This window comes from Paraburkholderia sp. J69-1, from assembly GCF_905220255.1.
In the GTDB taxonomy this organism is placed as follows: domain Bacteria; phylum Pseudomonadota; class Gammaproteobacteria; order Burkholderiales; family Burkholderiaceae; genus Paraburkholderia.
This window is the reverse complement of record NZ_CAJMZG010000015.1, coordinates 121,322-132,987: the sequence shown is the minus strand read 5'-3', so window position 1 is coordinate 132,987 and position 11,666 is coordinate 121,322. Positions and strand designations below refer to the sequence as shown.

Genomic DNA, 11,666 nt, shown 5'->3' with positions numbered 1-11,666 from the left:
TCGTCACGCCGCCGCATTGTTCACATCGGCCGACGCGCTCGCCTGCGCCGCCGCAGCGCCTTTCGCGCCCCGCTTCAACAGCTTCGCGGCCAGCGCGGTCACGCCATCGTGCGACGCCGCGCCGCGCGCGCGCATCAACGCGAACGCCGCCGCGCCCAGTAGCAGAACCATGCCGAGCGCGCCGCCCGCGTAAATCAGCAGATCGTTCGCCGCGTTCGCGCGCGGCGCGAGGGCGAGCGGATCGGCGGCGATGGCGGTCACACTCACCTGGTCGTAAGTGAGACCTTCGATGCTGTGCACCACGAGGTTCTTGATCGCGGGCACGAGTCGGTCGAGACTCGCGTCGGGCCGGTACTTGATGAACACGGCCGCCGACGACGGTCTGACCGTCTGCGCCAGTGGATCGTTGTCGGGCAGCACGATCTGCACGCGCGCGACCACCACGCCGTCGATCTTCGACAGCGTGTCGCTGAGTTCCTGCGAAAGCCCGTAAATGAAGCGCACGCGCTCTTCGGTCGGGGTGGAAACGAGGCCGTCTTTCTTGAACAACGCGCCGAGATTGTCGTACTTGTTCTCGGGTATGCCGCGCGCGCGCAAGACCTGCATCGCCCGCACGATCTGCGCGTCGTCCACGGCGACGGACCACGTCTTGCCGCCATCGGGCGAACTTTTTTGTGCATCCACACCGTATTCGATCAGCGTAGCGACCATCACGTTGCAGTCCTGTTCGCTCAACTGCCCATACAGCTCCTTCTTGCAGCCCGCGAGCGCGAGCAGCAGCGCCAGCGAAACGCAGGGCAAGAGGCGACGCAGCGCGGGAGGCTGGCGAAGAATCGGGCCGGTCCGGCCTTGCGCACCGGGTGCGCGTTCGTCGTAGTCGGGTTTCATGTCACTGGTTCTTCATGAGCGTCTGCACGGCGTCCTTGGTGGATTGCACCGTGGCCATCTTGACTTGCAGATCGGCGTTGAGGCTGGCGATCTCCAGCTGGATCGTCATGTCGGCGGCAGCGAGGCGCTCCATCGAGAGCGCGCTCAGATGCTGACTCATATAGAGCACGTCGTTGGGCACCTGGCGATAGTCGGCGGCCTGGTCCTCGACGGCCTGCTTCACCACATCGAGCCGCGAGCCGGACGCGGACGTGGCGGACAGACTCGCCTGCGCGCCGGGCTCCTGCTCCAGCAGCGCCTGGAAGCGCTCGGCGAGCGCGGAGGTCGGCGTGCTTGCATGCGTGCCGCTGCCGGTGTCGAGAATGCGGTCGATGTCGAACTGTGTGACGAGCGTGGAATTCATTTCGCGTCTCCGGTAATGGGCATGCGCGTGCTCTCGCCCGCGCGCGGCGCTCAAATGCGCAAGTACTGCAACTCCAGCGGCAACTCCAGCGCCAGGCGCGGCACCGTGTCGAGTCGTGCCGTGGCGCGGTCGTGCGCGTCGGTTTCGAGTTCGAGCGCGGAGTCGGGCGGCACGAATCGCCCGGTGCGCGCCGCATCGCGTGCGGCGTCCTGCAAATCGCCGGCGGCGAGCAGCGTGCGCGCGAGCCGCCCCACTTCATCGTCGGCGTGCTCGCGAGCGAGTTCACGCGCCTCGTCCTGCCAGCCGAAGCTGCCACGCGCCTTCAGGCACTGCAGCAACATGCCCTTGCTCGACGGCAGGCACACACCACGCGCCGCGAGATCGCGAAACAGCCATTCGGCCTCGTCCCACTCTTCGCGCAGCATGCGCAGCCAGCCTTCGAAGAAGCCAAACTCGGCGCGTTGCGGACTCAACAGGCGCAGCGCGCCGACGAGTTGTTCGAGGTCTTCGACATCGATACCGCGCGCTTTCGCCTGCGCCGCCGCGCCTGCGACCGCAAACGCAGCCGCGGCCAGATCGGTAAGCACGCCGAGCGCCTCGCGCGGGCACGGCGGTTGAGCCTTGAGTGAGTCCATCGTTTCTCCCAGACGATCCATAAGTGATTGCGGTGCATCGCGACGAAGCCTGCTGTGCGATTCGTCACTGTCGATGCGTTCCGCGCATGGCTCGCAAGTTACGCAATGGCCGCGCCGCGCAACGCCCGCCACACGAAGCCGCACATCGATATGCGAAGCGCGGGCGAGGCAGCCCGGCGGCGCGCGCGCCACCGTTCGCGCCGCGCGCCACCGCTTCGCATCGCGCAAGAGGATGCGCGGTGCGCTTTCTTATCGTTGCGCCGATGCGCTCTATCGATGCGCGCCCAATCGCAACCAGCATCCAGGAAGCCCGCTCATGAGCGACGAAAAAACCGAGGAGCCCTCACAGCAGAAGCTCAAGAAGACCCGCGAGGAAGGCCAGGTCGCCAAAAGCGCCGATGTCGTCGAGACGGCCTGCCTCGCCGCCGTGTTCCTCGCACTGCAAGCGGGCGGCGCGCATATCGTCGACACCTTGCGCGCGCTGCTCACCAAAGCGCTCGACTTTGCGGGCACAGCGCGCAACGACCAGTGGATCGCCAATGCGCTGATCGACATCGGCATTCACGCGGCCGCATTGCTCGCGGGCGTGGCCGTGCTGGCGCTCGGCGCCGCGCTGCTCGCCCTGATGCCCCAAACCGGCATGCAGATCGCGATGAAAGCGGTGATGCCGAAACTCAATGCCGTGAGCCCTGGATCGGGATTCCAGAAGATCTTCTCGATGAATGCCGCCATCGACCTCGCCAAAATGGTCTGCAAGGCGATCGTGCTGCTTGCCGTGATGTGGAGCACGATCCGCGCTTCGCTGCCGGTGGTGGCCAGCGCCCTCGACCGCTCGATTCCTCAGCTTTGCGAAGTGATGTGGTCGGTGACGATGCATGTGGTAGCCGTAGCGCTGGGCGTGTTCGGCGTGATCGCAGCCGTGGATTTCAAGTTGCAGAAGTGGCTGTTCATCCGCAAGAACCGCATGTCGAAGGACGAAGTCAAGCGCGAGCATAAGGAAAGCGAAGGCAATCCGGAGATGAAAGGCGAGCGCAAGCGCCTCGCGCGCAAGCTCGTCAACGAAGGGCCGAAACAAGGTGTCGGGCGCGCCAATGTGGTGGTGGTGAATCCCGCGCACTACGCCGTGGCGCTGCGCTACGACCCGGCCGAATTTCCGCTGCCTGTGGTCATCGCACGCGGTCTGGACGAGCACGCGCTGCTGCTGCGCCGCTACGCCGCCGAAGCGGGCGTCCCGATCGTCGCCAATGCGCCGGTCGCGCGCATGCTGCATCGCGTGCCCGAAAACCAGCCTATCCCCGAAGCCCTGTTTGAAGCGGTGGCCGCGATCCTGCGTTGGGTCGACGGCCTCGCTGCCGCGTCCGCGAAGGCGGACTCCCACGCCTGAGCGAGGAACCCTGCATGTCTACCCAACGACTCAAACTACCCGCGGCGGGCGAAGCCGGCATCGCGATCCTGCTGATCGCGATCGTCTCGCTGATGATCCTGCCGCTGCCGCCCGCCATCATCGACGGCCTGCTCGCCGTGAACATCACGATCAGCGTCGTGCTGCTGATGGTCACGATGTACGTGGGCCATATCGCATCGCTGTCGGCGTTTCCCTCGGTGCTGCTGTTCACCACGCTCTACCGCCTGTCGCTCAACATCGCCTCGACCAAATCGATCCTGCTGCACGCCGACGCGGGCACCATCATCGAGAGTTTCGGCGAGCTGGTGGTGGGCGGCAATCTGGTGGTCGGCCTCGTGGTGTTCGTGATTATCTCGGTGGTGCAGTTCATCGTGATCGCGAAAGGCTCGGAGCGTGTGGCCGAGGTCGGCGCGCGCTTCACGCTCGACGCGCTGCCCGGCAAGCAGATGAGCATCGACGCCGACCTGCGCGCCAACATCCTCACGCCCGAAGAGGCGCGCCGCAAACGCGCGCGGCTCGCGGTCGAAAGCCAGCTGCACGGCGGCATGGACGGCGCGATGAAGTTCGTGAAAGGCGATGCCATCGCGGGCCTGATGATCACCTTGATCAACATTGTCGGCGGCATCGCAGTGGGCGTTGCGTATCACGGCATGAGCGCGGGGGAAGCGGCGAACCGCTTTTCGGTGCTCTCGATCGGCGATGCGATGGTCTCGCAGATTCCCTCACTGCTGATCTCAGTGGCAGCGGGCGTGATGATCACACGCGTGGACGAAGGCAAGGCCGACGGCCAGGATTCGCTCGGCGAAGCGATTGGCCGCCAGTTCACCAGCAGCGCCCGCGCGTTGTGGTTCGCGGCCTTGCTGCTGCTCGGTTTCGCGCTCGTGCCGGGTTTTCCGATGGCGCTGTTCGTGCTGCTTGCGGGCGTGCTCGCCTTCACCGCGCACCGTCTGCAAAAGAAGCACGGCGCACAAGGCGCGGCGGGCCAGCCCGTGAGCGCGTTGCAGCGCGCGGGCGCCAAAGGCGACGCGCCTTCGATCCTCGCGCGGCCGCCGCAGTTCACCTGCCCGCTCGGCGTGCGGCTCGCGCCCGACGTGGCCGCGCGGCTGTCCGCCGATGCGCTCGACGGCGCGTTCGACGCGCAGCGCGCGGCGTTGCAGGCCGAGATTGGTCTTCCTTTCCCCGGCATCATGATGTGGAGCGATGCCACGCTGCCCAAGGACAGTTTCGATGTGCTGATCTACGACGTGCCGCACGCGCGCGCCACGCTCGACGATTGCGCGCGCGCGCTCGATGCGACGGCGAACAAGCCAGATCAGCAGCACAAGCAGGAAAAACCGGACACACCCGCTGCGCTGATCGCGCATCGCACGATCGCATTGCTGCGCCAGCATGCGCACCTCTTTCTCGGCATTCAGGAAACGCAGTGGATCCTCGATCAGCTCGGCGAGGATTATCCAGGCCTCGTGGCGGAAGTGCAGAAGGCGCTGCCGCTGCAACGCATGGCCGATGTGCTGCGTAGACTGTTGGAAGAAGGCCTGCCGGTGCGCAATATCCGCAGCATCACGGAAAGCCTGATCGTCTGGGGTCCGAAGGAAAAAGACATGTTGATGCTGACCGAGTACATCCGCATCGATCTTGGCCGCATGATCGCCCATCGCGCGACCGGCGGCCCGCGCGATCTACCCGTCGTGCTCGTGGACATGCAGGTCGAGCAGCACATCCGCCAGTCGATCAAGCAGACGCCGACCGGCAACTTCCTCGCCTTGCCGCCCGATGAGATCGGTCATCTCATCAACAAGCTGATCGAAATCGTCGGTGATGCGCCGCGCGACGGCGTGGCGATGGTCGCGTCGATGGATATCCGCCGCTACGTGAAGCGCATGATCGAGTCGCGCGTTGCGTGGCTGCCGGTGTATTCGTATCAGGAACTCGGCGCGCACGTGGACTTGCAGCCCGTGGGCCGCCTCACGCTATGACGCACGGCGCGATGCGAGCCGCCGACGCCCGCGCGCATCGACTCGCGCAGGACGAGGCCGACGCTCAGGCAAGCGGGCGCGAGGCCGCGCTGTTCGAGCATTACCGGCGGCAACGGACGAACGACGACGCGCAAGGCGAATTGCCCGACAACGACGGCGCGCAGCAGGCCGAAAGCGCGCCTCACGAACCCGCGCCGTCGCCCGACGAGGGCCGCCAGGCGCAAACCGGCGAACACGATCCGAACGATAAACACCACGAACATGGCGACTCTCCCGAGGGTTGCCGTCATGACGCGCGCCACGACAAGAGCGCCGCCGCGCGTGCGACAAGCACCGCCTCTTCATCCGCGCGCGCCGATGCACAGCGTGTGCTGACCGCGATGCGCCGCGTACCGCGCGTAACCGATGCGTGCGCAACGAACGCCGCCACGGACACGCCCGCGCAGGACCACACGACGAACCGCCTGTTCGACTGGCTCGCCGAACACACCGCGCAGCTCTGCGCGAACGCAGGCGCGTCGCTCGCGGCCAGCTGGCAAGTGCGGCTCGCGCTCGACCCCGCCGTGCTGCGCGCGTGCTCGCTCGAACTCGCGCTTTCGCAATTCGGCCTCGCGCTTCGCTTCACGACCGCCGATGCAGACACGGCGTCCGTACTCTATCGGCATCGCACGACGTTGCGCACGCGGCTCGACGCGGCGCTCGCACGGCGCGAGGCGCGCGCCCCGCGCGTCGATATCGACATTATTTTCGACCCGACCACATGGACCACACCCGCCTGAACTCCGAGACCGCGCCCGAGGGGCGCGCCGCCGTCACGCTCGCACCAGCCCGGCTGCCGGCGCTCGGCGCGGCGCAAGCCCGGCTCGCGCGTCTCGCCGTGGATGAACGTCTACGTGCGCTGCTCGCGCACACGGCCGGCATCGGCGACTGGCGCGCGGGCGCACGCACGGCCGCCGACGTGCTCAGCACCCGCGATACGGCCGTCGCGACACTGCGCTGGGCTCAGTACGAAGCGCGCTTCGCGCTCGACCTTGCCCAGCACCCTTCGCTTGCGAGCCTCGTTGCCGAGAGCGGCGACGAGCGCGTGCAACCCGCGCTGCGTCTCGCGCTGTGCGCGCTGCTGTTCGAGCCGCTCACGCGCACGCTCGCGCAGCTCGGCATCGACGGCGTGGAGGTGCTCGCCTTCGAACGCCTCGCGCTGAATCCCGCGCCTGCTTTGGCCGAAGGCTGCGCCCTGCATTGGCGTCATGACGCGCAGCGCTACGACGCCGCGCTGCTGAATATCGACAGCGGCTGGCTCGACGTGTTCGAGCGTCTGGTCGCGCAGCAATGCTTGCCGTTCGCGACGCATGTGAGCGAACTCACTGTGCCGGGACGTCTGCTGATCGGCGAAAAAACGCTTTCGCTCGCCGTACTCGATTCGCTGCGCGCAGGCGATGTCGTGCTGCGCGCGCTGCCCGCCGATCTCGCGGCGCATCTGCGCGGCGAGACGCCCGAGGCGCGCGTGCGCGTCGCCTGGGGCCGCTACGGCACGCGCCAGATCCGCGCGCGCGCCACGCTTCATTCCACCACGCTCACTCTCAACGAGGACCCCGTCATGAACCACGACCTGCAACCCGGCGCGCCGCTGAGCGACGCCATCGACGCGCCCGTCGAGATCGGCCAGCTCGATCTGCCGTTGCGCTTCGAGATCGACACCGTTTCGCTGCCCGTCGCGCAGCTCTCCGCCTTGCGCGCCGGCTATGTGCTGGAATTGCCGACCGCGCCCGCCGACGCGCGCATCCGGCTGGTCACCTGCGGCCAGACCATCGGTTTCGGCGAACTCGTGAGCGTGGGCGAACATCTTGGCGTGCGTCTCGTGCAGATGCAGAACGGCCATGGTTCAGTTTAGCGATCTGACCGGGCTGCTGATCGCCATCGTGGCGATCAGCCTTGTCCCGTTCGTGGCGATGGTCGCCACCTCCTACGCGAAAATCGTTGTCGTGCTCGGCCTGCTGCGCAACGCGCTGGGCGTGCAGCAGGTCCCGCCGAACATGGTGCTCAACGGCATCGCGATTCTCGTCACCGCCTATGTGATGGCGCCAATCGGCATGCAGGCGATGCAGGCCATGCAGGCGAATCCGCGCCAGCCGGGCGGCGACACGTCCGCGCTGGTGATGGACGTATTCGACGCCGGCAAGGAGCCGTTTCGCGCCTTTCTCAAGCGGCACGCGCACGAGCGCGAAAAGCGCTTCTTCGTGCGCTCGGCGGCCGCCGTGTGGCCCAAAGATATGGCCGCGAAAATCCACGAAGACGACCTGATCGTGCTCGCGCCCGCCTTCACGCTCACGGAAATGACCGACGCGTTCAAGATCGGCTTCCTGCTCTACATCGTCTTCATCGTGGTCGATCTGGTCATCGCCAACGTGCTGATGGCGATGGGCCTGAACCAGTTGCAGCCGACCAATGTGGCGATCCCGTTCAAGCTGCTGCTGTTCGTCGCCATGAACGGCTGGTCCACGCTGATCCACGGGCTGGTGCTCACCTATCGATGACATGGAGACACGCATGGAAACGGACACGCTCGTGGGCTTGACCACGCAAGGCCTGCTGCTTTGCCTCTCGATTTCGATGCCCGTGGTGGCGGTGGCCGCCATCGCGGGTCTCGCGATCGCCTTCGTGCAGGCCATCACTTCGATGCAGGACCAGAGCATCTCCTACGCCGTGAAGCTGGTGGCCGTGATCGCCACCGTGCTGCTTGCGGGCGCATGGGGCGCGGCGGCGATCCTGCGCTTCGCCAACACGGTTGTCACGATGGCGATTCCGTCATGAGCGCGCGTATCAGCGGCGCGCCGCACGCGCACGAAGCGGAGCCTCGCGATCCGTCGCACGAACAGCAGGCCGAAGCACAACACAACAGCCAAGCGCACACGCAGCAAGAGCTCGTCTCGCGCACCATGATGCAGCGCGCGAAAATGCGTGTGCGGCTGCAACACAATAAGGCCATGGCGGCGGCGTTCTGGCATAGCCGGCGCTTCGCCGTCGGCCAGCACAAGCCGCTCTCGCCCGCCAACGCGAAACTGCTGCGCGCGCTGGGACAGCGTCCGCGTCCTGGCGCACCGAAACCGCACGGCAAGGACACGGCGCGCGAGGAGCCGTTGTTCGAGCGAAAACCCGAGCACGATCCCGACAAGGAACGCGATAAAGAGCACGAAAGGGATCACGACAGGGAACGTGAAAAAGACCGCGACGATCGACGTGACGACAAGCACGACGGCCACTCGCGCGAACAGCGCGGTGGTCATTCGCATTCTGGCGGCCAGCAATCCGGCGGTCAGCAGGATCAACGACAGCACTCCCAGCACGGCCAGCAGCAGCGGCGCGAACACGCGCGCGCCATGACCGTGCGCGGCGGCGGCGCGCACGCGCGCGTCGCGCTGCAGGGCGTGCAACGCGCGCACCGCGTTGCACCGCCCGAGCGCTTGCAGGCGCTCGCCACCGCGAACGGCTCCGCAGCAAGCCGGGCGCAGCCGCTTGCCGCCGCGTTCGCGCGCGAGCTGGTGCGCTTCATCGGGCAAACACCCAACGCCGCCCTGCTCGCCCCGCTTGCGATGCTGGGCGCGACCGGGCCAATGGTCATGCGCCGCAATCGCGCGTGTCTGCTTGCCCTCCATGCGGGCGCGTCGAGCCGCAATACGCAATCCGCGAGCGCGCGCTGGATCGGCCACACACTCGATCTCACACTGGCGCGGCAACGCTTCGGCGTGCAATTCGGCATGGAGGAGCAGACGCTTGCCATGACGCGTCAGCATTTGATCGATGCGATGGCTGCACATCGCGGCGCAGGCGCAAAGGCAAACGAAGCCGCAACCGCGAACACGGCCGACGCCGATGCTTCGCAAATCCCGCGTCAAGTTCGCGTCGCTGCAAACGGCGCATGAATGGATCGCTAAACTGGCTTCAACGGTAGCGAGGCAGGCAGCCCGGCAGCAATCAGCACAGCAGGGAGCCCAAACTTCGCCACAGCAGACATTATTACGGATACCGAAGTACAACACACCGAAGCGAAACCTACGACCATGAACACGACGAGCACCAGAATCCTGCGAGTACTGACCGGCGTTCACGCCGGTGCGCAGATGCGGCTCACGCCCGGCGTGTACCGCATGAGCGCGGCTGGCGATGCCGATGTCTGCGTGAGCGACTGGTCCGGCGACGCCCTCGTGCTGACGCTCGACGAGCAAGGCGTGATGCATCTCGACGCCGGCAACAGCGACACGGTTCTGCTCGCCGATCTGGTGGCGGTACCCAACGGCGACATCGTGTTCTGCATCGGCGCCGAAGACGCGGCCTGGCCCAGCGATCTGGACTTGCTCTCAGGTCTCTGGAAAACACAGCAGCTGGTCGACGAGGACCGCGCGCAGGCGACGACCCACGACCTTCCCGATGCACTGGCCACGCAGGATGCACACGGCTTGCACGGTGAACAGATGGCGAAACGCATGAGCTGGCGCACGGCGGCGATCGCGCTGACCGGCACCGTCGCGATCGGCGTGCTGGCGACGACGGGCGCAATGCTCGCAGGCTCGCAGCCCAGCGAGGCCGCCGATCAACCGGGCGCGCATGTGGACGCAAAAACGCTGGCCGTGGAACTCGACGCCGCGCTGCATCGCGAGGGGCTGCACGACCTGCACGCCTCGGCGGATCGCAGCGTTCTGAGCGTGCGCGGCTTCGTGGATGACGCCAACGCCAATGCCAAAGCGCGCCGCATCATCGACGCACTCGCTCACGGCGCGGCGCGGCGCGACTACGACGTCGTGCAGCAGGACGTCGACCAGATACAGCAGTCGCTCGCCGGCACCGGCGCACAAGTGAGTTATGCGGGCGCGGGCGTATTTCGCGTGAGCGGCACCGTGGCATCGATGACGGCGTTCCAGGATCGCATTGCGAGCGTGCGAGCCGATCTCGACAGCAACGTGGCGCGTCTCGACGTGGACGTGAAGGAAGCCCGGCTGCCGGCGGCGAATGTCGAATACACCGAAGTCGTCGCCACGGGCGGCCTGCGCTACATCGAAACGCCTGACGGCACCAAGCATCTGCTCGACGGCCCCGCCGACGGGCACAACGATTGAACGAGGAACCGAACATGTACGACGCACTGCTTCCCATCGCGGCGGATCTCAACGCGTTCGACGCGACGCTCGCCGCCCCCGACAGCGCGGCGCGCGTGGCCCGCATCGTCGCGGCCTTCGAGGAGACTGCGCGCCGCATCAGCGACGCAACCCAGGCGGCCGCCGACGACGCCACGCGCGCCGATCTGCAAAAGCTGTATCGCGGCATGCTCGCAGCGCGGCGCATCGTGCTCGCGCTGCAGGAGCGGCGCGGCGTGGCCTGAATAGCGGGTTGAACGACGCGGACCGATCGGCAGCACCGGCTTCATCGCAGCAGATTCACGGTTTCATCCAGGCAGTTTCGTTGGACTCGCGCCCGTCCGGGCGCATCGTAGCAAAGCAGTCTTTTTTGCAGTTCCCCTTTGATTGCAGCACCCTTTTTTCTTACTCAAGGAGATTCACCATGACCGCATCCACCGCAGTTGGCGCAGCATCGGGAGCAGCTTCGAGCGCATCGATGGTTGGCGAAATGCAGGCGATGGCCGACCAGAACAGCGCAATGACGATGGCTTCGATGAAGATCAACATGCAGCAGCAGGAAACGTCCGCGCTCGCGTCGGTCGGCAACAACGGCGCGAAGAACATCTCGGACGCCGCCAAGGGCCAGTAAGGCTCGCTGCCTCGCACGGCGCGCACGCGCGCGCCGGCCCGGGCACGAAGCGCGGAGTTCAGGCTCCCGCTTTCGTGCCCGCTTTCTTTTGTTCTTCGCACGCCCCCTGCCATGAGTCTCGAACGCTACGAAGCCTTGATCTACGAAGTCTGCGAAGCCGTGGGCCTGCCCGACGCCGAGGCTGTCCTCGACACGCGCACGCTGGAAATCGAGGGCTTCGACGTGGGCCTCGAACATCACGAGACCGACGCCGGCGCGCTCTATCTGAACTTCCAGTTCGGTGCCGTCACGGCGGGCCGCACGCTGGTGGTGTTCCGCCTGATGCTCGAAGCGAATCTGCTGATCTACGCGCAAGACGAGGCACAGCTGTGTCTCGACGCCGATAGCGGCGGCATCGTGCTGCTCGTGCATCTGCAAATGAGCGACGACGTCGACGGCGTTTATGTCGCCGAACTACTCTCGCATTACGCCGATCATGGCCGCTACTGGCGCACCAGCATTCTCGAATCGACGGATGAAATGTTCGAGGGCATCGCCTCGGGCGAATATATGTGGCTGCGCGCGTGACGTGACGCGCAAGGTATTAGTGGTGCGAGTGG

The 11,666-nt window shown here is 66.3% G+C and carries 14 protein-coding genes; 11 read left to right on the top strand and 3 right to left on the bottom strand.

The genetic code is table 11. The features are described 5' to 3' along the window. Window positions 1-3: 3 nt before the first annotated feature. From sctJ to U5A67_RS25815, 3 genes are read right to left on the bottom strand one after another with little or no spacing between them, the layout of a single operon-like run. A complete protein-coding gene (gene sctJ / locus U5A67_RS25825) occupies window positions 4-888 on the bottom strand; it encodes a type III secretion system inner membrane ring lipoprotein SctJ (RefSeq protein WP_321816624.1) in 885 nt (294 codons plus the stop codon). A gap of 1 nt (window position 889) precedes the next feature. Then, a complete protein-coding gene (locus U5A67_RS25820) occupies window positions 890-1,291 on the bottom strand; it encodes a serine kinase (RefSeq protein WP_321816625.1) in 402 nt (133 codons plus the stop codon). A 50-nt stretch (window positions 1,292-1,341) separates the two neighbouring features. After that, the gene (locus tag U5A67_RS25815; RefSeq protein WP_321816626.1) at window positions 1,342-1,926 is read right to left on the bottom strand and encodes an HrpB1 family type III secretion system apparatus protein; all 585 of its coding nucleotides are present in this window, start codon (window positions 1,924-1,926) and stop codon (window positions 1,342-1,344) included. A 316-nt stretch (window positions 1,927-2,242) separates the two neighbouring features. Here U5A67_RS25815 and sctU point away from each other — a divergent pair, with 316 nt between their 5' ends. From sctU to U5A67_RS25760, 11 genes are all read left to right on the top strand, one after another. Next, window positions 2,243-3,310: a type III secretion system export apparatus subunit SctU gene (gene sctU, locus U5A67_RS25810; protein ID WP_321816627.1), complete on the top strand. Its 1,068-nt coding sequence runs from the start codon at window positions 2,243-2,245 to the stop codon at window positions 3,308-3,310. Between the two features lie 14 nt (window positions 3,311-3,324). Beyond that, a complete protein-coding gene (locus U5A67_RS25805; protein ID WP_321816628.1) occupies window positions 3,325-5,307 on the top strand; it encodes an FHIPEP family type III secretion protein in 1,983 nt (660 codons plus the stop codon). An 11-nt stretch (window positions 5,308-5,318) separates the two neighbouring features. Further along, window positions 5,319-6,086 (top strand): type III secretion HpaP family protein, encoded by a 768-nt coding sequence (locus U5A67_RS25800; RefSeq protein ID WP_321816629.1) that lies wholly within the window; start codon window positions 5,319-5,321, stop codon window positions 6,084-6,086. Next, window positions 6,068-7,198, top strand: coding sequence for a type III secretion system cytoplasmic ring protein SctQ (gene sctQ, locus U5A67_RS25795; RefSeq protein WP_321816630.1), 1,131 nt, complete (start codon window positions 6,068-6,070; stop codon window positions 7,196-7,198). Before U5A67_RS25800 ends, sctQ begins: the two co-directional genes overlap by 19 nt. Further along, window positions 7,185-7,841: a type III secretion system export apparatus subunit SctR gene (gene sctR / locus U5A67_RS25790; protein ID WP_321816631.1), complete on the top strand. Its 657-nt coding sequence runs from the start codon at window positions 7,185-7,187 to the stop codon at window positions 7,839-7,841. Before sctQ ends, sctR begins: the two co-directional genes overlap by 14 nt. A gap of 13 nt (window positions 7,842-7,854) precedes the next feature. After that, window positions 7,855-8,118: a type III secretion system export apparatus subunit SctS gene (gene sctS / locus U5A67_RS25785; protein ID WP_321816632.1), complete on the top strand. Its 264-nt coding sequence runs from the start codon at window positions 7,855-7,857 to the stop codon at window positions 8,116-8,118. Next, window positions 8,115-9,227, top strand: a complete 1,113-nt coding sequence (locus U5A67_RS25780) for a hypothetical protein (protein ID WP_321816633.1) — start codon at window positions 8,115-8,117, stop codon at window positions 9,225-9,227. Before sctS ends, U5A67_RS25780 begins: the two co-directional genes overlap by 4 nt. Before the next feature lie 138 nt (window positions 9,228-9,365). Further along, entirely contained in the window at window positions 9,366-10,418 is a 1,053-nt protein-coding gene (locus tag U5A67_RS25775) for a secretion protein SctD (protein WP_321816634.1), read from the top strand. Window positions 10,419-10,432: 14 nt separating this feature from the next. After that, on the top strand, window positions 10,433-10,681 hold the full coding sequence (locus U5A67_RS25770) for a type III secretion system protein (RefSeq protein ID WP_321816635.1): 249 nt from the start codon (window positions 10,433-10,435) through the stop codon (window positions 10,679-10,681). 179 nt (window positions 10,682-10,860) lie between these two features. Further along, window positions 10,861-11,067, top strand: coding sequence for a hypothetical protein (locus U5A67_RS25765; RefSeq protein ID WP_205981917.1), 207 nt, complete (start codon window positions 10,861-10,863; stop codon window positions 11,065-11,067). Window positions 11,068-11,178: 111 nt separating this feature from the next. Then, entirely contained in the window at window positions 11,179-11,634 is a 456-nt protein-coding gene (locus U5A67_RS25760; RefSeq protein WP_321816636.1) for a molecular chaperone Tir, read from the top strand. The last annotated feature ends 32 nt before the right edge of the window (window positions 11,635-11,666 follow it).